Below are 19,275 nucleotides of genomic sequence, written 5' to 3'. Positions count from 1 at the left end.
CCCGGTGGAGCGGATGATGCGGGACGCGAAGATCACGCAGATCTACGAGGGCACCAACCAGGTCCAGCGGATCGTGATGGCCCGCAACCTGCCGTGACCGGAGCCGGCGACCTGGGCACATGGCCCCCGAGCTCGTGCGCCCCGAGCTGGTGACCCGTGAGCCGGTGCCCCCTGAGCTGGTGACCCTGAGTCGGTGACCTGAGATCATGGATAAACCCTACAAAGAGCTCGTGGTCGAATCGGTTGCGCTGCACATCTGAATGACCATCAATGCCCTGGCACAGTGGCAGATGAGTCCGCGACTCCCCGTGCTCACCGGCGCGGGGAGTTGTGGCTCTCTCACAATCTCCACAACAAGCAGGGGGTTCGGTCGATGAGTGCTGACGACGACCGCGTGGTGGTCACCGGGCTCGGCGCGACGACGCCGCTCGGCGGGGACGTCGCCTCGACCTGGGCCGGGATGCTGGCCGGGCGGTCGGGCATCCGGGCGATCGAGGACGAGTGGGCGGCCGGGCTGCCGGTGCGGATAGCCGGGCGGCTGGCGGTCGAGCCGTCCGAGGTGCTGGACCGGGTGCAGGCCCGGCGGATGGACCGCTGCGAGCAGGTGGCGCTGATCGCCGCCCGGCAGGCCTGGGCCGACGCGGGCACGCCCGAGGTGGATCCGGAGCGGCTGGCCGTGGTGATCGGCACGGGTACCGGCGGCGCGCTCACCATGCTCGGGCAGGACGACGTGCTGGAGGCCTCCGGGGTCCGCAAGGTCTCCCCGCACACGGTGCCGATGCTGATGGCGAACGGCCCGGCGGCCTGGGTCAGCATCGAACTGGGCGCGCGGGCCGGCGCGCACACACCGGTGAGCGCCTGCGCGTCCGGCGCCGAGGCGATCGCGATGGGCCTGGACCTCATCCGGCTCGGCCGGGCGGACGTGGTGGTCGCGGGTGGCGCCGAGGCCTGCGTCTGCCCGCTCACGCTGGCCGGGTTCGCCCAGGCCAAGGCCCACTCCACCCGCAACGACGAGCCCGAACTGGCCTCCCGTCCGTTCGACGCGGGCCGGGACGGCTTCGTGATCGGTGAGGGGTCGGTGGTGGTCGTCCTGGAGCGGGCCGGGTTCGCCGCGGCCCGGTCGGCCCGGGCGCACGCCACGCTCGCCGGCGCGGCGGTCACCTCGGACGCGTTCCACATCACCGCGGCCGCGGCCGAGGGCCAGGTCCGGGCGATGCGCCGGGCGGTGGCCGAGGCGGGCCTGGCGCCGGCCGACATCGCGCACGTGCACGCCCACGCCACCTCGACCCCGCTGGGCGATCTGGTCGAGGCCGAGTCGGTGGTCGAGGCGATCGGGCTCCACCCGGTCGTCACGGCGACCAAGTCGATGACCGGCCACCTGTTCGGCGCGGCCGGGGCGATCGGCGCCCTCGCCGCCGTCCTCGCCCTGCGCGACGGCGTGGTCCCGGCCACCCGGAACCTCGACACCGTCGACCCGGCCGTGAAGCTGGACGTGGTCACCGGTGCCCCGCGCCGGGGCGCGCTGACCGCCGCGCTCACCAACTCCTTCGGGTTCGGGGGCCACAACGCGACGCTGGTCTTCACCCCGGCGCCGTGAGGTCCGGCGGGGGCCCCGGGAGGCCCGGCTCCGGGCAGTGGGGGGCGGGCCCGGCGAAACCCGGGAGACGGTTCGCCGGGCCCGACCTAGGGTGGCCGTCATGTCTACGTCATCGCCGACCCTCCGACTGGAGAAGGTCACCCCCGCCACCATCGACGCCGCGCTCGAACTGAAGGTGCGGCCGGACCAGGAGCAGCTGGTCTCGCCGGTCGCCAAGTCCCTGGCCGAGGCGTACGCGCACGGCGACACCGCCTGGCCCCGGGTGCTCTTCGACGGCGACCGCGCGGTCGGGTTCGTGATGGCGTTCTTCGACATCGCCTTCCGGCCCGACCAGCCCGGAGACCGGCTCCGCTCCGGTCTCTGGCGCCTCAACATCGCCGCCGACGAGCAGGGCCGGGGCTACGGCCGCTTCGCGGTCGAGCAGGTCTGCGCCGAGATCCGCCGCCGCGGCGGCGACCGGGTGACGGTCACCTACGTGCCCGGCGACCACGGCCCGGCCGCGTTCTACCGGCGCCTCGGGTTCCGCCCCACCGGCGAACTCAGCGGCGACCAGGAGGTGGCGGAACTCGACCTCTCCGGCGCCGAGCCCTCGGGCGCCTGAGGCCGGCGGGCGGAAGTCAGGCCCGCCGGTGCCCGCCGAGCCGGGGTCGGGGGCCGGAGATCGGGCCGTCCGAGGCGTCCCCGTTAAGAGTGCGGAGCAGGAAGTCGGCCCGGCCGACTTCCTGCTCCGGCGGTGCGCGGGGCCTCAGCCCAGCAGCAGGTACTTGGTGGACGGGACACCCTGGGTGTAGCTGCAGTCGGTGTTCTGGGTGCTCTGGCTGTACGTGAACCCGGACGGGACGGTGCACGCCCAGAGGCCGTTGACCGGCTTGCGGAGGTGGAAGGTGGTGGCCTGGACGCCGGGCTGGAGGCTGCACGCGCTCGTGTAGGTGATCCGGTCGTAGGTGAACGCCGGGGTGCCCATACAGGCGGTGAGGCCGTCCACCGGCGTCCGCAGGTGGTACGCGTTGGAGGTCACGCCGGGCTGCTGGCTGCAGGCGCTGCCCCAGGTGATGGCGTCGTAGACGAACCCGGGCGAGCTCTTGCAGGCGGTCAGTCCGTCGACGGGCGTCCGCAGGTGGAACTGCGGTGCGTTCCAGCTGCCGGAGCTGCACGTCCGGTTCATGGCCACCTGGTCGTAGACGTACCCGGCCGGGACGTCGCACGCCCAGGCCCCGTCGAGTCCGGTGGTGGCCGCGGCGGCGGTGGTCGCGGTGGCGGCCCCGGTGAGCAGGAGCGCCAGGGCCGCGAAGGCGGCCAGGAGCAGGCGGATCGGGCCGGTGCGGGCGGTGCGTGCGGTGCGTGCGGCGGACATGGGTCTCCCGGGGAAGCGGTCGGTGACATGGGATCGCACGGTGGCGCCGGGCGCGTGCGCGCCCGCTGCCGCCGCCGGTTCTAGCACGGACGGCCGCGCCGCCACCCTGGTACGGCGGCCCGGTCGGTCGCGGCGACCACCGCCGTCCACTCCGGCTCGTGGCGGGGCTCCGACCCGACTCAGCCGATCAGCGCCGCCGCCTCCTGCCGCGCCTGGCGCAGCCACTGCGCGCGGACGGCGTCGGCCGAGTCCGTCACCGTGCGGAAGACGGTCCGCCGCACGTCCGTCACGCCGACGTAGGGCAGCACGCAGGCGGCCCAGATCCGCTCCAGCGGATCACCGAACTCGGCCCGCTCGCGCTCCTCCTGGGTGTCGGAGGTGTTCAGCACCAGGGCCCGCCCGGCGCGGAGCAGCCCGGCCGGCTCGCCGTCCGCCGTGCCGAGCTTGTACGCCACGCCGGGCACGAGCACCCGCTGCACCCACCCGGTCAGGACGGCCGGCGGCATGCCCCACCAGTTGGGGTGGATCAGGACGAGCGCGTCCAGGGTGGCCACCTCCGCCCGGTGCAGGGCCAGTCGCGGATCGGCCGGCTCCGCCGTGGCGTCGACCGTCCCGGTCTCCCCGGCGGCCAGCGCGGGTTCGAACCCCTCCGCGCAGAGATCGTGCGCGAGCACCTCGTGGCCGCGTCCGCGTAGTTCGTCCACCACGGCGTCGAACAGCGCGTGGTTGAAGCTGCCCGGTCGCGGGTGCGCCAGATAGACGCCGATCCGCCCCGTCTCCGTCGTCACGCTCATGTCCCGTTCCCCCCTTGTCGGTTGACCTGAGGGCGATGCTAGGGGACCGCCCGGCGGGGTGCGGGCCCGGGACCTGGCCGGACTCCCCGCGCGAGCGGGCCGCCGGGGACGGCCACCGCCGCCGGCCCCTGTCGAGGCCGGTCCGGAGCCGCGGCACGCCCGGCGACCGGACGATTTACGGGGCCGTCGCGCGTACCGGGGGGCGGCATGCCATGATCCCTGCATGGGTTCCAACGTTTACTTCGACATCACCATCAACGACGAGCCGGCCGGGCGCATCGTCTTCAAGCTCTTCGACGACATCGTCCCGAAGACCGCCAAGAACTTCCGCGAGCTGGCCACGGGCGAGCACGGCTTCGGCTTCAAGGGCTCCTCGTTCCACCGCGTCATCCCGGGCTTCATGCTGCAGGGCGGTGACTTCACCCGCGGTGACGGCACCGGCGGCAAGAGCATCTACGGCGAGAAGTTCGCGGACGAGAACTTCACCCTCAAGCACACCAAGCCGGGCCAGCTCTCGATGGCGAACGCGGGCCGCAACACCAACGGCTCGCAGTTCTTCATCACCACCATCGTGACCGACTGGCTGGACGGCAAGCACGTCGTCTTCGGCGAGGTCGTCGAGAACCTCGACCTCGTGACGAAGATCGAGTCCTACGGTTCGCAGAGCGGCCGTACCTCGGCGAAGATCACCATCGCCGACTCGGGCATCGTGGCCTGAGGTCCGACCCCCTGACGAGCCCAGGAGCAGGAAGTCGGCCGGGCCGACTTCCTGCTCCTCGCACGTCCCGGCCCGGTACGACCGGCCGCGCGACCTGAGCCCTACGTCCAACGACCGATGGCCCGGCTCCCCGCCGGCCCGCTGGAATGGACACCGTGGATCACCCCCCGGCCGTCGACGGCCTCACCGACATCCAGGTGGACGCCTACCTGGCGCGGATCGGCACCCGGCGCCCCGGCCGGCCCTCGCCCGCCGCCCTCGCCGAGCTGCACCGCGCGCACCTGGGCACCGTGCCCTTCGAGAACCTGGGCATCGGGCTCGGGGAGCCCGTCGTCCTCGACCCCGGCGCGCTGTTCGCCAAGCTCGTCACCCGGCGCCGCGGCGGCTTCTGCTACGAACTCAACGGCCTGTTCGCCGAGCTGCTGCGGGCGCTCGGCTACCGGGTGGACCTGCTCGGCGCCCGGGCCTTCGACGGGGACCGGCCCGGCCCGCCGTTCGACCACCTCGCCCTGCGGGTCGACCTGGCCGAGCCCTGGCTGGCCGACGTCGGCTTCGGCCGGTTCAGCCACTTCCCGCTGCGCCTGGACGAGCACGGCCCGCAGCGCGAACCCGGCGGCGAGTTCACCCTGGTCCCGCACGCCGACGACGAGCTCGACGTGCTGCTGGACGGCCGGCCGGAGTACCGGCTCGGCCTGCGCCCCCACCGGCTGGCCGACTTCGTGCCGACCTGCTGGTGGCAGACCACCTCGCCGGACTCCCACTTCACCCGCTCGTTGACCTGCTCGCGGCTCACCCGGGACGGCGGCCGGATCACCCTCGGCGGCGTCCGGCTGATCCGTACCGGCCCGGACGGCGTGCGCACCGAGGAGGACCTCGACGAGGCCGGCGCCCTGGCCGCCTACCGCGAGCACTTCGGCACCACCCTCGACCGCCTGCCGGTGCCCCCGGCGCCCGCCGTCCGACCGCGGCCGGAGGATACCTAGGCGGGGCGGCCCGGCCGGGCGGCGGCCGGCCGGCGTCCTCTCGCAGCCCCAGGCGGTGACGGCGGCGGTGGATCAGCGCGGTGACGAGAGACGTCCACGCATGGTGGCCGGCCCGTCGCAACGCCTCACGGAGGCCGGCGGTGTCACTTCACGTCCGGTACGGCGGTGTCGTTCTTGAAGGCGTCGAAGACCTGCTTGGCCTTGGCGCTGTCCCACTTGACCGCCGACTCGCCGGTGTTGGTCCGGAAGTCCGGGTTGGCGATCGGGACGGTGATGCTCTTGCCGTCGCCGCCGTTGACGTCCTTCATGGCGAGGAAGAGCGAGCCGAGGTCGGTCAGGCCGGCGTCGTCGTCGACGATCAGGGTGCCGAGGCCGGAGTCCACCAGCGGGTAGAAGGTGAACGGGTTCAGCACGGTGGCGGGGGAGGCGGCCTGCTTGGCCAGCGCGCCGAGGAACTTCTGCTGGTTGCGCATCCGGCCGAGGTCCTGGTCGGCCATCTGGTGGCGCTGGCGCACGAAGGCGAGGGCCTGGGTGCCGGTCAGGCTCTGGCAGCCGGCCTTCAGGTCGAGGCCGGAGTCCTTGTCCTTGACGTCCTGGTCGATGCACATGTCGACACCGCCGACCGAGTCCACGATGCCCACGAAGCCGGCGAAGCCGATCTCGGCGTAGTGGTCGATGCGCAGGCCGGTGTTGAGCTCGACGGTCTGCGCGAGCAGCTTGCCGCCGCCCGACGCGAAGGCCGAATTGATCTTCGAGGTGGTCGCCTTGACCGGCTTCCCGTTGTCGCCGGTGTGCTCGGGGATCGGCACCCAGGAGTCGCGCGGGATGCTCATCAGGGTGTTCCCGCCGTCCCCGATGTGCAGGATCATCATCGAGTCGCTGCGCTTGCCGCCGGCGTGACCGGTGTGCAGGTCCTCCTCCTGGGAGTCGGAGAGCCCGTTGCGGCTGTCGGAGCCGACGATCAGCCAGTTGGTGCCCTTCCCGGCGGCGGGGCGGCCGGGGTAGTCGGCGAGCACGTTCTCGTGGTTCAGCTTGGAGTCGGCCCAGAACCAGGTCGAGACGGCGGTGACCATGACGGCGATCAGGACGCCGAACACCGACCACTTGACGATCCGGCGCCGCGGCCAGCGCGAGGGCCGGGCGGCGGGCGGCTGGGTACCGCCCGGGGTTATCGGCCCGCCGGGCGCGCCGGGGCCGCCGGGCGCCCCCTGGCCCTGCGCGGGCACGCCGGGACGGCCGCCCGGCTGCCCGTACGCATGGGGCTGTCCGTACGACTGCGGCTGCCCGTAGCCCTGCGCGGACCCGTAGCCGGGCGCCTGGGCCGGCTGCGCCTGGTCGTAGTCCTGCGGCTGTCGCGGCGCCGGGGCCCCCGGGCCGCGGGGGTTCAGCCCAGCCGGCAGCGGCGGCTCGGCCGCGTTGCCACCGCCGCGCCCGTACGCGCCGCCGCCGTTGCCACCGCCGCCCGGGCGGCCCTCCTGCCACGTGTTCATGTGGGAGAGAATGCCCGACGCCGGGTGCGGTGACTCCCCCCGGGGCCCCCACCGGGGCCCTTGTAGCAGTTTTGATGCACGCGCCGGATCGTTCCGCCGCACGTTCCCGCGCGGGTGCGCGGCGGGCTCACGGCGGGCTCACGGCCGCCCCACGGAGGGTGGCGGACGGCGCCGCGCCGGCTGCCGCCGCCGCCCCCGTCCGCCCGCCGCCCGTCTCACCATCCGTCTCACCCTGTGTTCACCAGCCGGAACGATCCTTGACCGGTTCGAACAGCGCGTGTTTGCATGACTGCCATGGATCAGCGATGGACCCTCACGCGTCGGCGGCACGTCGACCTTCAGCGTGTGTCCTGTTCGCTCTGTCGTGGCTGACGCGCGCCCGTCGAACCCTCTCCTCCCCGCACACCCCTCTCCAGCGTTTCCCGCCGCCCGCGTGGCGTGCTCTCCGCTGTCGTAGCGCCGTCCCCGCTTCCTGCCCCGAGGTGAACCCATGGCCACCGTCCTGTCCGTTTCCGGCTCGCCGTCCGCGACCTCCCGCACCACCCGCCTGCTGCGCCACGTCGACGCGCAGCTCGAAGCCCGAGGTCACCGGGTCGTCCCGTTCGAGGTGCGCAGTCTGCCCGCGCACGCCCTGCTCTCGGCGGACTTCTCCCATCCCGAGATAGTCGCCGCGCTGGAGCTCTTCGCCCGGGCGGACGGCGTGGTGATCGGCACGCCGGTCTACAAGGCGGCCTACTCGGGTCTGCTGAAGACCCTGCTCGACGTGCTGCCGCAGTACGCGCTGACCGGCAAGGCCGTCCTGCCGCTGGCCACCGGCGGCTCCACCGCGCACGTGCTGGCCGTCGACTACGCGCTGCGTCCGGTGCTCAGCTCGATGGGCGCCGGCCACATCACCCAGGGCTGGTTCGTGCTCGACCGTCACATCACCGTCCGGGAGGACGGCGCGACCGTGATCGAGCGCGAGACGGACGTGCTGCTCACGCCCGTGGTGGAGGCCTTCGCGACGGCGCTGGAGCGGCTCGCCACTCCGGCCTTCGCCGGCTGACGGGGCCTGCGGCACGGTCCCGTACGGGCCGACCCCGAGAAGGGTGGCGGCGACCCCTAGGGGGAGGGGCGCCGCGCCCCGTACAACTACGGTTGGGCCGCTTCATACCGGCGGATGACGAGCGGTTCGCTCGCCGCTCCTAACGTGGATCACATCCCCGCTCGTGCGGATCAGGACCGAGGTTCCGGTGAACCGGAGGGTCCTGGACACACCGGGTGGGTGGGGCTGACTACCGGTCAAGAACGCTCTCCTGCACCATTTCGCGGGCAGGTGGGAGCGACGAGGCTGGAGTCAACGGGTGGGCCCACTTCTGAGGAGAATCCAGTGACGACGGCAGCAGCAGCCGTGTACAACCCCCAGCTTCCCGGCGGCGCCGTCGCCGCCTCGGCCCGTCAGGTGACCAAGGCCTACGGCACGGCCGAGACCAGGGTCACCGCACTGAACGCGGTGGACGTCGACATCCAGCGCGGCCGCTTCACCGCGATCATGGGCCCCTCGGGCTCCGGCAAGTCGACCCTGATGCACTGCCTGGCCGGCCTGGACACCGTCACCGACGGCCGGATCTGGATCGGCGACACCGAGATCACCGGCCTGAAGGACAAGCAGCTCACCAGGTTGCGCCGGGACAAGATCGGCTTCATCTTCCAGGCGTTCAACCTCCTCCCCACGCTGAACGCGCTGGAGAACATCACGCTCCCGATGGACATCGCCGGCCGCAAGCCGGACACCGCCTGGCTGGACCAGGTCGTCGAGACCGTCGGCCTGGCCGGCCGCCTCAAGCACCGCCCGGCGCAGCTCTCCGGCGGCCAGCAGCAGCGCGTCGCGGTCGCCCGGGCCCTGGCCGCCCGCCCCGAGATCATCTTCGGCGACGAGCCCACCGGGAACCTCGACTCCCGGGCCGGCGCCGAGGTGCTGACCTTCCTGCGTCGCTCGGTGGACGAACTGGGCCAGACCATCGTCATGGTCACCCACGACCCGGTGGCCGCCGGCTACGCGGACCGCGTGCTCTTCCTCGCGGACGGCGTCATCGTCGACGAGATGCACGCCCCCACCGCCGACTCCGTCCTCGAACGCATGCGCCGTTTCGACGGCAAGCGCACGAGCTGAGCGGGGACCGGGACATGCTGCTCAAGACCTCACTGAGAACCTTCCTCGCCCACAAGGGGCGGATGGTGCTCTCGCTGCTCGCGATCGTCCTCTCGGTCGCGTTCGTGTCCGGCACGCTGGTGTTCTCCAACACCGCCACCAGCACCTTCGACCGGCTCTTCGCCTCGACCGCCTCCGACATCTCCGTCCAGCCCGCCAAGGCCGGGATCGACGGCGACGACGACGCCCCCGGCGGCAAGGTGGCGACCCTCCCGGTCGACACCGTGCAGCGGATCGCCGCCACCCCGGGGGTGCGGACCGCGGTCGGGCAGGTGTTCACCCAGGACGCCGTCCTGGTCGACCCGGCCACCAACAAGGCGATCGGCCCGACCAGCGGCGCGCCCACCCTGACGGGCAACTGGACGGAGACGCCGCGCAATTCGGTGGAGATCACCTCGGGGCACACCCCGCAGGGCGCCGACCAGGTCGTGCTGGACGCGGACACCGCCAAGAAGGCCGGCCTCGGCCTCGGCGGCAAGCTGCGGGTGATCGCCGGCAGCGGCAAGCACGACTTCACCATCGCCGGCATCGCGACCTTCAAGACCACCAACCCGGGCGCGGCGCTCGCCTTCCTGGACACCGCGACCGCCCAGCAGGTGCTGCTCGGCACCACCGCGTACACCTCGGTCGAGGCCTTCGGCGACGGCACCCGCACCGACGAGCAGCTGAAGGCGGACGCCCTCGGCGCGCTCGGCGGCGGCTACCAGGTGAAGACCGCGGCGGAGCAGAAGGCGGAGAACAACAAGGACGTCGGCTCCTTCCTCGGCTTCATGAAGAACGCGATGCTCGGCTTCGCGCTGATCTCCGCCCTGGTCGGCGGCTTCCTGATCATCAACACCTTCTCCATGCTGGTCGCCCAGCGCACCCGGGAGATCGGGCTGCTGCGCGCCATCGGCGGCAGCCGCAAGCAGGTGAACCGCTCGGTGCTGATCGAGGCGCTGATCCTCGCGGTGCTCGGTTCGACCATCGGCCTCGGTGCCGGCCTGGGCCTGGCGGCCGGTCTGATCCAGCTGATGAAGGCCATCGGCATGAACCTCAGCGCCGCGGACCTCCAGATCACCGCGGACGTGCCGATCGCCGGTTACGCCCTCGGCATCGTGGTCACGCTGGTCGCGGCCTGGTTCCCGGCCCGCCGGGCCGCCCGGATCGCCCCGATGGCGGCCCTGCGCGACCACGGCACTCCGGCCGAGGGCCGCTCCAACCTCGTGCGGACGGTGATCGGCCTGGTGCTGACCGCCGGCGGCGGCGGCCTGCTCGTCCTGGCCGCCGAGGCCGACAAGGCGGCCACCGGCGGGCAGTACCTGGGCCTGGGCGTGCTGCTCACCCTGATCGGCTTCGTCGTCCTCGGTCCGCTGCTGGCCACCAGCGTGGTCCGGGTGCTCGGCGCGCTGCTGCCGGCCCTGTTCGGCCCGTCCGGCAAGCTCGCCCAGCGCAACGCGATGCGCAACCCGCGTCGGACGGGCGCCACCGCCGGCGCCCTGATGATCGGCCTCGCGCTCGTCATCGGTGCCTCGGTCTTCACCTCCTCGGTGATCAAGTCCACCAACGAGCAGATCGACAAGTCGGTCGGCGCGGACTACATCATCTCCGCCGGCCGCACCGGTCTCACCCCCGAGATGGTGAAGGCGGCCGAGGACACACCGGGCATCGCGCACATCACCCGTCAGCAGTTCGTACCGGCGCTCTTCACCACCCCGGACGGCAAGACGGCCAAGGAGGGCGTGTCCGCGGTCTCGCCGAGCTTCACCGCGGACTTCAAGCTCCCGGTCAAGTCCGGCAGCGCGGACGCGCTCGGCCAGGGCGCGATCGTGGTCGGGGAGACCTACGCCGCGGACCACGGTCTCAAGGTCGGCGACCGGATCGGCGTCGACTACGGCAAGGGCCGCGCCCAGACCCTGCCGGTCGGCGTGATCCTGACCAAGGGCAACTCGCTCTTCGACGGCAACTACTTCATCGGCCTGGACACCCTCGGCAAGGCCGTCCCGGTCGCCGACCAGGGCAATGACGCGGTCGTCTTCGGCAAGGCCCGGCCCGGTTCGGACGTCGCCGGGACGCTCACCGCGCTGGAGTCCTCCTTCAAGGAGTACCCGCAGGTCACCGTGCGGGACCAGGCCGGCTACAAGGACCTCGTCCAGGAGCAGGTCAACTCCCTGCTCTACATCATCTACGGCATGCTCGGCCTCGCGATCGTGGTCGCGGTGCTAGGCGTCGTCAACACCCTGGCGCTCTCGGTGGTGGAGCGGACCCGGGAGATCGGCCTGCTGCGGGCGATCGGGCTCTCCCGGCGTCAGCTGCGCCGGATGATCCGGCTGGAGTCCGTGGTGATCGCCCTGTTCGGCGCGATCCTCGGGACCGGTCTCGGCCTGGCCTGGGGCATCACCGGTCAGCGGGTCCTCAAGGACCAGGGGCTGGAGACGCTGGCCGTCCCGACCGGCACGATCGTGGTCACGCTGGTCGCCTCGGTGGTCATCGGCCTGGTCGCGGCTCTCGTACCGGCCTTCCGGGCCGGTCGGATGAACGTCCTCGCGGCCATCGCGACGGACTGACCCCCGGATCGGGGGATCGGGGGAGGGCAGGGGCCGGGTGCGTCACAGCGCCCGGCCCCTGCCGGCGTTCCCGGCGCCGCGGCCCGGCAGCACGAGACCCGGGCCTGCGGGCCTACGGGCAGACGATGTCGGACGCCTTCTCGGCCGCCACGGTGGCCGACGGGGTCGCGGCGGGCGCCGGGGCCGGGGGCGGCGGCAGCGGTGCGACGGTGGCCGCGGCCGGGCTCGCGCCCGGGGCGGCCGGGTAGTCCCCGCCCGCGTACACCTGGAGGGTGGGCCCGAGGCCGGGGACGGCGGTCGACTCGGCGCCCGGGAGCGCGGCGGCCAGCGTCCGGGCGGACTCGGTCCAGCGCGGGTCGTAGCGGACCACCGTCCGGCCGGGCGCCGTCCCCGCCGGGGCGTTCGACGGCGCGCCGGTGGTGGCGAAGCCCGCCCGCCGCAGGTCGCCGTCGACCCGGGCGCCCAGACCGGGCACCCCGGCCGCGTTGAACACCTGGACGTGCACCTGCTCGGGGGGCACCGCGGCCGGGGCGACCGGGGTCGCCGCGGCGCTCGGCCCGGTGGTCGCGGCGCCGGGGGAGGCGGCCCCGCCCGGTTCGGGCTCGCCGGCCGGTGCGGAGCCCGGGGCCGGGCCCGCCGCGCCCGCCGCGGCGTTCAGCGGCCGCCCGGCCCGCACGGCGTCGAACAGGGCCTTCGCCCCCGCCTGGTCCCAGAGCACGGTCGAGCCCCAGCCGGCCACCTGGTGGTCCAGCTTCGCCAGCGGCACGGTCGCGAAGTCCGCGCGCCCCGCCGAGAGCTCCCTCAGCCTGGACGCCAGGGTGATCAGGTCGTCGGTGGTGAGGTCCTTGTCCGCCTTCACCGAGCCGAGCAGGCTGTCCGTCAGCCGGGCCAGCCGGACGGGGTTGAACAGCGTGCCGCTGTCGGTCACCTGGTGCAGCAGCTGGGCGACGAACTTCTGCTGGCGGTGCATCCGGCCGAGGTCGGCGCTGCCGTCCACGTGCCGGGCGCGGACGTACCTGAGCGCGCCGGCGCCGTCCAGGGTGCTGGTGCCGGCCGGCAGGTCGAGGCCGGAGTAGTCGTCCTTGAGCGGCTTGTTGGTGCAGACCCGCACGCCGCCGACGGCGTCCACGGCGGAGACGAACCCGGCGAAGTTCACCTGGAGGTAGTGGTCGATCCGCAGCCCGGTGTTCTGCTCCACGGTGGCGACGGTGAGCTGCGGCCCGCCCATCCCGAACGCCGCGTTGACCTTCCCCTTGCCGGCCGGGACGTCCTTGCGGGTGACCTGGTCCCGGTGGGCGGGGATGTCCACGTAGGAGTCCCGGGGGATGCTGATCACGCTGGCCCGGGAGCCGTCCCCGGCGACCTGGACGATCATCATGGTGTCGGTGCAGTGGCAGGACTCGCCCCCGGCGTGCAGCACCTCCTTGAGCGTCTTCTCCGGGATACCCTCCCGCTCGTCGGTGCCGACCAGCAGGAGGGTGGTGGAGCCGTCGTCGGCGGGCCGGGCCGCGTCGCCGCTGAAGGCGTCCACCCGGTCGATCGAACCGAGGCCGTGCAGGACCGCCCAGCCGCCGCCGGAGGTGGTGAGGACGCCGAAGGCGATGCCGGCGGCCAGTCGGCGGGGCCAGGCACGGCGCCGTCCGGGCAGGGCGGAACGGGGGGAAACGGGCATCTCTCGGATGGTAGGGGCGGCCCGCTCCGGGGCCGGTGAGGGCGCGCCGGGGGCGGAGAGTACGGTGGGCCCGAGCGGCGAATCGTTCCTTCGGCGCCGGGGGCGTCACGTCGCCCAGACCGGGACAAGACGGAGACCGGTCCGCACCGGTACGGTTGGCCCCGATGAACACCAAGGCTGCTGAGGAGCTGCCGGCGGTCTCCGTGATCATGCCGGTGCTCAACGAGGAACGACACCTGCGCACGGCCGTCCGGCACATCCTGGAACAGGACTACGCCGGGCCGATGGAGGTGGTGATCGCCCTCGGTCCGTCCTCCGACCGGACCGCGCAGATCGCCGCCGAACTGACCGCCGAGGACGCGCGGGTCAGGACGGTGGAGAACCCCACCGGCCGCACCCCCGCCGGGCTGAACGCCGCGATCCGCGGCTCCAGCCATCCGATAGTGGTCCGCGTCGACGGGCACGGCCTGCTGACCCCCGGCTACATCACCACGGCGGTCCGGCTGCTCGGCGAGATGGAGGCCGCCAACGTCGGCGGCATCATGCACGCCGAGGGCGAGACCGAGTGGGAGAACGCCGTCGCCGCCGCGATGACCTCCAAGATCGGGGTCGGCAACGCGGCCTTCCACACCGGCGGCCTGGCGGGCCCGGCGGACACCGTCTACCTCGGGGTGTTCCGGCGCGAGGTGCTGGAGCGGCTCGGCGGGTACAACGAGGAGTTCGTCCGCGCCCAGGACTGGGAGCTCAACTACCGCATCCGGCAGGCGGGCGGGCTGGTCTGGTTCACCCCGCAGCTGCGCGTCACCTACCGTCCCCGGCCCACCGTGCGGGCGCTGGCCAAGCAGTACAAGGACTACGGCCGCTGGCGCCGGGTCGTCACCCGCTACCACAAGGGCTCGGTCAACTTCCGCTACCTCGCCCCGCCGGCGGCCTTCCTCGGCGTGACCCTCGGGCTGGTGCTCGGCGCGGCCGTCCACCCGGCCTTCCTCGCGGTGCCCGGCGCCTATCTGCTCGGCATCGTCGGCGGTGCGCTGGTCGAGGGCCGCGGCCTCTCGGCGAAGGCCAAGGCGCTGCTCCCGGTGGCCTTCGCGACCATGCACCTCAGCTGGGGCTTCGGCTTCCTCACCTCGCCGCGTTCGCTGGCCCGCCGGGTGATCGCCAGCCGGTCCCCGGCGACCGCCGACGTGGTCGCCGAGGCCCGCTGACCCGATCCGGCCAATCCCCCCGACCCGCTCTCACCGCCCCCGCCCCGACGCTATCGTCGGGCGCCATGGGGACAGTTGAGGGCGGGTCCGTCGTCGGTGCCCGGGTCGAGGCGACCGCGGACGTGGACGGCCGGGCGGTGCTCGGCGCCGGGACGACCGTCTGGCACCTGGCCCAGGTGCGCGAGGACGCGGTGATCGGCGCCGACTGCGTCATCGGGCGCGGCGCCTACGTCGGCCCGGGCGTGCGGATCGGGGACCGGGTCAAGCTGCAGAACCACGCGCTGGTGTACGAGCCCGCGGTGGTCGAGGACGGCGTGTTCATCGGCCCGGCGGCCGTGCTCACCAACGACCTCTACCCGCGCTCCGTCGACGTCGACGGCCGGCTCAAGCGCGGCGACGACTGGCACGCCCGCGGGGTGACCCTCCGGGAGGGCTGTTCGATCGGCGGCCGCGCGGTGCTGGTCGCGGGGGTGACGGTCGGCCGCTGGGCGCTGGTCGCGGCCGGCGCCGTGGTGCACCGGGACGTCCCGGACTTCGCCCTGGTGGCCGGTGTCCCGGCCCGCCGGATCAAGTGGGTCGGCCGGGCCGGCGAGCCGCTGGAGCCGGACGGCGGGGACGGCTGGCGCTGCCCGCGCACCGGTGAGCGCTACCGTGAGACGGACGGCCTGCTCGCCCCGCGCTGAGGGTCACTTGGCGCAGACGTCGGTGTCGTCCGCCTGGACGCGCTGGAGGTCCTTGGGCGCCTCGGTCGGCGCGACGGACGGGACGGCGTTCGCGGCGGCCAGGACGTCCTTGCCGAGGACCACGGCCAGCCCGTCCCTGCTGCCGGCCTTCGGGTCCTCCCGGACCGCGTCGGCCGGCAGTCCGAGGGAGGCGGCCAGCGCGGCCGCCTCGGCAGCCTTGCCGGCCGGGTAGGACACCGAACTGCTGGGCGTGGCAGTCGCGTTGGGGGCGGTGGCGGCCTTCGCGAAGCCCTGGGCCCGGAGCTTGTCGACGGCCTGCTGCGCCTGCCCGGGCGTCCCGCTGCCGTTGTGCACGGCGACCCGGACGTCCTTGGTGTCCACCGCGGCGGCGGTGGCCGTCGGCGAGGGCGCGGCCGCCGTCGGCGCGGCGGCGGCGTTCCCGGTCAGCGAGCGGTCCTGGGCGACCAGCGAGAACACCTGCCCGGCGTCCGGCTGCTTGAGCACCAGCCGGTCCTTGTCCTTCGGGTCGTCCAGCACCGGCGCGGTGGTGAAGGTGATGTTCTTGGTGTCGACCTTGCTGATGTCCAGCGCCAGGTCCTTCAGCTTGTCGACGCTGCCGATCCCGTCGTCCACGGTGAGCGCCTTGGTGGCGGCGTCGGCGAGCTTCCACAGCTTGGTCGGGCTGGTCAGGGTGTCACTGCTCTTGATCGAGCGGATCATCGAGCTGATGAACTGCTGCTGCAGCGGGATCCGGGTGAGGTCGCCGCCGAAGCCGACGGCGTGCCGGGTGCGGACGAAGGCCAGCGCCTCGTCGCCCTGGACGACGTGCCGGCCCTTGCTCATCCGCAGGTGCGAGTCCGCGTCGTTGATGTCCTTGGCCGCGCACACCTCGACCCCGCCGACGGCGGTGGAGAGCGTTTTCACGGCGTCGAAGTTGACCATCACGAAGTGGTCGACCCGGATTCCCGTCGCCTTCTCGACGGTCTTCCAGGTGCAGCCCGGATCGCGGCCCTCCTGGCCGAGGCTCTCGTTGAACATGGCCCGCGCGGAACCGGGGATCTTCTTGCCGCCGGTGTTCTCGCAGTCGGGGATCGGCACCATCAGATCGCGCGGAATGCTGATCACGGTGGCGTTGCTGCGGTCCTTGGCGACGTGGAACAGCAGGGTGGTGTCCGCGTGTCCGGTGCTGCCCTCGTCGCCGTACTCGCGGCCCAGGCCCTCGCGGCTGTCGGTGCCGATGACCAGGATGTTGAGCGCGTCGCCGGCCGCCTTGGGCCGCTCCGCCTCGCTGCCCAGCTGCACCTTGACGGCGGTGATGTTGTTGTTGAAGTGCTGGTACGCGTAGTAGGCCCCGCCGCAGCCGGCCACCAGGACCAGCGCGCCGACGCCGGCGGTCCACTTCAGCACCCGCCGGCGCGGGCGCTCGGCGGCGGCCTGGCGGCGGCGGGCGGCCCGGCCGCCGGTGTGCGCGGCCCCGGGGGCGGCCTCGGCGGCGGCGCCGGGCGTCCGGCGGCGCTGGACCGGGATGCCCGCGGCCTGCTCGGACCGGGCCTGCTCGGACCGGTACGGCGCGCCGTGGGCCGGCGGGATCCACGGGTCGGCGGGGTCGGTCTCCTGGCTGTCCTGCTGCACGGGGTTCCCTCCCTCCGACCGGTCCTCGGGTGGCGCACGGGCTGCGCGCCGACCCGGACACACTAGACGAGTCGAGTACGGGAATTGTTCCTGGTGTGATCTCCGCCATGTTCGGGAACCGCAATTCACCAGGCACATCGTGTTCCGGTGAATTTCCCTCAAAGCCATTCCGGGTCATGATCTGTACACAAAAGGGTGACCCTGACCAGGTGGTCAATGGATCGCGCAGCCGTCCATGTCCGCGGTGCGTCCCTCGAACGAGGGCGCCGTGGTCGCGGTGGGTGACGCACCGGCGGCCCGGTCCGATCCGGCCTCCGCCGTCACCGCCCCCGAGGGTCCCGGGCTCGCGCCCGCCACCGCCGACGGGTCGGGGGAGCCCGGCGGGCGGACGGTGATCGAGCGGTCGTCGCGCAGCGCCGTGAACAGCTGGGTGGTCAGCGGCTGTACGAACTCGTCCCGGTCCGAGTCGAAGCGGTACGGGCGGCGCGGCGCGGTCAGGAAGACCGCGTCGGCGGACGGGATACCGCGCAGGTCCTGGGTCAGGTCGTAGAGCGCGCCGAGCGAGGAGAGGCCGCCGTCGGCCCGGACCGAGGAGGTCGCCGCGTCGAGCACCGGCCAGAGCCGGGCCGGGTTCAGCAGCACCCCCTGCGACTGGACCTTGCGGATCAGGGCGGCCAGGAACTGCTGCTGACGGCCCATCCGCTGGGTGTCGCTGCCGTCGCCGAGGGTCTCCCGGGCGCGGACGTAGCCGAGCGCCTGTTCGCCGCGCAGGGTCTGCCGCCCGGCCGGCAGGTCCAGCTTGGCGTCCTTGTCGTGGATCGCCTGCGGGACGCACACCTCGACGCCGTCCACGGCGTCCACCATCGTCTTGAAGCCGTGGAAGTCGAGGATCACGTAGTGGTCCATCCGGATGCCGCTCAGCTGTTCGACGGCCCGGATCGAGCAGGCCGGGCCGCCGGTCTCGAAGGCCGAGTTGAACTGCGCCAGCACCTGCCTGCTCCGGGTGCCGTCCGGCTTCTCGCAGACCGGCACGGTGACCATGACGTCGCGCGGGATGGAGACGGCGGTCGCGTGCTTCCGGTCCGCCGCCAGGTGCAGCAGGATCGTGGTGTCCGAGCGCTGGCCGCCGGCCTCGCCGTACGTGGCATTGGCACCGGTGCGGTCGTCACTGCCGATCAGCAGGATGTTCTCGGCGCCCTTGGCCCCCGCGGTGCGGCTGGGCCGTTCGGCCTCCAGCCGGGCCAGCAGCTGGTCGGTGGCGGAGTCGGTCCGGATGTTGCCGTCCAGCTTGCGGTAGGCGATCCAGAGCACGGTGCCGCAGGCGACCAGCAGGAGGGCGAGGACGCCGGCGGTGATCATCAGCCACCGCCGGCGCCTGCGCCGGGGCCTGGTCGGGAAGTCCGGGGCCGCGGGCTCCGGGTCGGGGGAGTCCCGGTCCGGGGAGCCCGCGGTCGCGCGGGCGTCCCCGGTCGGGGGGTTCTCGGTCGGGGGGTGCTCGGTGTCGTCCTCGGCCATGGCAGGGATGCCTACCCGCCGGGCCGGAGCCGGGGGTTAGCCGAGGCGCAGTGTCACCCGTTCGGACTCGGTCCGCTTCTCCCACTGCTCGGCGCTCAGGCCCTCCGAGTTGCGGCAGAGCACCACCGAGGCGCCGGCTGCCAGCGGCGCCAGCAGACCGGCCTCCAGGCCCGCCCAGTCCTGGTAGGAGAGGGTGGAGAGCACCCGGTCGCCGGCCGTGATGCCGAGCCGGGCCGCGCCCTCCCGGGCCAGCTGGACGGTCTGGTCGCCGGTCAGCTTCAGCGGCAGGCCGTCGATGCCGGTCTCCAGCGCGGGCGCGTCCGGGGTGACGGGGGAGTACGGCGCGAAGCGGTCGCCCTGGCCGGGCACCTCGGCGGCGTAGTCGAGGAAGCCGTCCGGGCGCTGGGGGAACCGGCCGCCCAGCGGACGCAGGGCGAGGGCCACCCGTTCGCCCTCGCAGGCCTGGGCGGCCTCCAGGCCGTCCGGTCCGCTGACCACCAGGTCGGCGTCGGCCGGGTCGCCGGCCGGCACCGCCGTCACACCGACCGACCAGCAGGCGAGCAGCCAGACGGCGCTCTGCCAGTGGGCGGGCAGCAGGAGGGCGGCGCGGTCACCCGGACCGGCGTTCAGCTCGTCCTGGAGCAGGTTGGCGGTCTTGGCCACCCAGTTGTCGAAGGTCCGGGCGGAGAGTTCCACCCGTTCGCCGGTGGCGTCGTCGTAGAAGGTGACCAGCGGAGCCGCGGGGTCGACTGAGGGAGTGCCACCTCGCAGGAATGCGTGCAGCAGCTCGACAGGGGTTCGGGCATCGGCAGCGAAAGGCGCAGTCATGGTGCGCCCCAGCCTACGGCCTTCGGGTGGGCGACCGGGAGGGGTGGCGGACCCTGCGCAAGGTGGC

At 73.3% G+C, this 19,275-nt stretch carries 18 protein-coding genes; 11 read left to right on the top strand and 7 right to left on the bottom strand.

Annotation, left to right across the window (positions count from 1 at the left end; genetic code table 11):
- The 3 genes from ABZ495_RS30735 to ABZ495_RS30725 all read left to right on the top strand — a co-directional run.
- A partial coding sequence (locus tag ABZ495_RS30735) for an acyl-CoA dehydrogenase family protein (RefSeq protein WP_157849844.1) occupies window positions 1–97 on the top strand: 97 nt, incomplete at its 5' end.
- A gap of 276 nt (window positions 98–373) precedes the next feature.
- Window positions 374–1,597 (top strand): beta-ketoacyl-ACP synthase II, encoded by a 1,224-nt coding sequence (locus tag ABZ495_RS30730; RefSeq protein ID WP_359810157.1) that lies wholly within the window; start codon window positions 374–376, stop codon window positions 1,595–1,597.
- A gap of 100 nt (window positions 1,598–1,697) precedes the next feature.
- Window positions 1,698–2,198 (top strand): GNAT family N-acetyltransferase, encoded by a 501-nt coding sequence (locus ABZ495_RS30725; protein ID WP_359839138.1) that lies wholly within the window; start codon window positions 1,698–1,700, stop codon window positions 2,196–2,198.
- A 144-nt stretch (window positions 2,199–2,342) separates the two neighbouring features.
- Here the strand turns inward: ABZ495_RS30725 and ABZ495_RS30720 are convergent, their stop codons facing one another.
- A complete protein-coding gene (locus tag ABZ495_RS30720; protein WP_359839136.1) occupies window positions 2,343–2,951 on the bottom strand; it encodes a hypothetical protein in 609 nt (202 codons plus the stop codon).
- A gap of 179 nt (window positions 2,952–3,130) precedes the next feature.
- Window positions 3,131–3,745 carry an NAD(P)H-dependent oxidoreductase gene (locus ABZ495_RS30715; RefSeq protein ID WP_359839134.1) on the bottom strand — a complete coding sequence of 205 codons (615 nt, stop codon included), beginning with the start codon at window positions 3,743–3,745 and terminating at the stop codon, window positions 3,131–3,133.
- A gap of 223 nt (window positions 3,746–3,968) precedes the next feature.
- On the opposite strand from ABZ495_RS30715, the gene ABZ495_RS30710 reads away from it, so the two are divergent.
- Window positions 3,969–4,463, top strand: coding sequence for a peptidylprolyl isomerase (locus ABZ495_RS30710; RefSeq protein ID WP_329487941.1), 495 nt, complete (start codon window positions 3,969–3,971; stop codon window positions 4,461–4,463).
- Window positions 4,464–4,618: 155 nt separating this feature from the next.
- Window positions 4,619–5,446, top strand: a complete 828-nt coding sequence (locus ABZ495_RS30705; RefSeq protein ID WP_359839133.1) for an arylamine N-acetyltransferase — start codon at window positions 4,619–4,621, stop codon at window positions 5,444–5,446.
- Between the two features lie 143 nt (window positions 5,447–5,589).
- Here ABZ495_RS30705 and ABZ495_RS30700 read toward each other — a convergent pair whose 3' ends face one another.
- Entirely contained in the window at window positions 5,590–6,936 is a 1,347-nt protein-coding gene (locus ABZ495_RS30700; protein ID WP_359839131.1) for an LCP family protein, read from the bottom strand.
- Between the two features lie 285 nt (window positions 6,937–7,221).
- On the opposite strand from ABZ495_RS30700, the gene ABZ495_RS30695 reads away from it, so the two are divergent.
- From ABZ495_RS30695 to ABZ495_RS30680, 4 genes are all read left to right on the top strand, one after another.
- On the top strand, window positions 7,222–7,308 hold the full coding sequence (locus tag ABZ495_RS30695; protein WP_352297720.1) for a putative leader peptide: 87 nt from the start codon (window positions 7,222–7,224) through the stop codon (window positions 7,306–7,308).
- 118 nt (window positions 7,309–7,426) lie between these two features.
- Complete coding sequence (gene ssuE / locus ABZ495_RS30690; protein ID WP_329487938.1) at window positions 7,427–7,981, top strand: NADPH-dependent FMN reductase; 555 nt, start codon at window positions 7,427–7,429, stop codon at window positions 7,979–7,981.
- Window positions 7,982–8,305: 324 nt separating this feature from the next.
- Window positions 8,306–9,088 (top strand): ABC transporter ATP-binding protein, encoded by a 783-nt coding sequence (locus ABZ495_RS30685; protein WP_359810173.1) that lies wholly within the window; start codon window positions 8,306–8,308, stop codon window positions 9,086–9,088.
- Between the two features lie 14 nt (window positions 9,089–9,102).
- On the top strand, window positions 9,103–11,673 hold the full coding sequence (locus ABZ495_RS30680) for an FtsX-like permease family protein (protein WP_359839129.1): 2,571 nt from the start codon (window positions 9,103–9,105) through the stop codon (window positions 11,671–11,673).
- A 112-nt stretch (window positions 11,674–11,785) separates the two neighbouring features.
- Here the strand turns inward: ABZ495_RS30680 and ABZ495_RS30675 are convergent, their stop codons facing one another.
- Window positions 11,786–13,345 carry an LCP family protein gene (locus ABZ495_RS30675; RefSeq protein ID WP_359839127.1) on the bottom strand — a complete coding sequence of 520 codons (1,560 nt, stop codon included), beginning with the start codon at window positions 13,343–13,345 and terminating at the stop codon, window positions 11,786–11,788.
- Window positions 13,346–13,509: 164 nt separating this feature from the next.
- Here ABZ495_RS30675 and ABZ495_RS30670 point away from each other — a divergent pair, with 164 nt between their 5' ends.
- Together ABZ495_RS30670 and ABZ495_RS30665 are read left to right on the top strand one after the other, a co-directional pair.
- On the top strand, window positions 13,510–14,550 hold the full coding sequence (locus ABZ495_RS30670) for a glycosyltransferase (RefSeq protein WP_329487935.1): 1,041 nt from the start codon (window positions 13,510–13,512) through the stop codon (window positions 14,548–14,550).
- A gap of 65 nt (window positions 14,551–14,615) precedes the next feature.
- Window positions 14,616–15,233, top strand: a complete 618-nt coding sequence (locus ABZ495_RS30665; protein WP_329487934.1) for an acyltransferase — start codon at window positions 14,616–14,618, stop codon at window positions 15,231–15,233.
- 3 nt (window positions 15,234–15,236) lie between these two features.
- Here the strand turns inward: ABZ495_RS30665 and ABZ495_RS30660 are convergent, their stop codons facing one another.
- The 3 genes from ABZ495_RS30660 to ABZ495_RS30650 form a co-directional block, all read right to left on the bottom strand.
- Window positions 15,237–16,865: an LCP family protein gene (locus ABZ495_RS30660; protein WP_359839125.1), complete on the bottom strand. Its 1,629-nt coding sequence runs from the start codon at window positions 16,863–16,865 to the stop codon at window positions 15,237–15,239.
- 213 nt (window positions 16,866–17,078) lie between these two features.
- Window positions 17,079–18,380: an LCP family protein gene (locus ABZ495_RS30655; protein WP_359810188.1), complete on the bottom strand. Its 1,302-nt coding sequence runs from the start codon at window positions 18,378–18,380 to the stop codon at window positions 17,079–17,081.
- Window positions 18,381–18,416: 36 nt separating this feature from the next.
- A complete protein-coding gene (locus ABZ495_RS30650; protein ID WP_352289068.1) occupies window positions 18,417–19,208 on the bottom strand; it encodes a TIGR03089 family protein in 792 nt (263 codons plus the stop codon).
- Between the last annotated feature and the right edge of the window lie 67 nt (window positions 19,209–19,275).

The organism is Kitasatospora sp. NPDC005748, assembly GCF_040630735.1.
Taxonomy (GTDB): Bacteria; Actinomycetota; Actinomycetes; order Streptomycetales; family Streptomycetaceae; genus Kitasatospora.
Note: the sequence above shows the minus strand (reverse complement) of the source record. Positions and strands in the feature narration are given on the sequence as shown.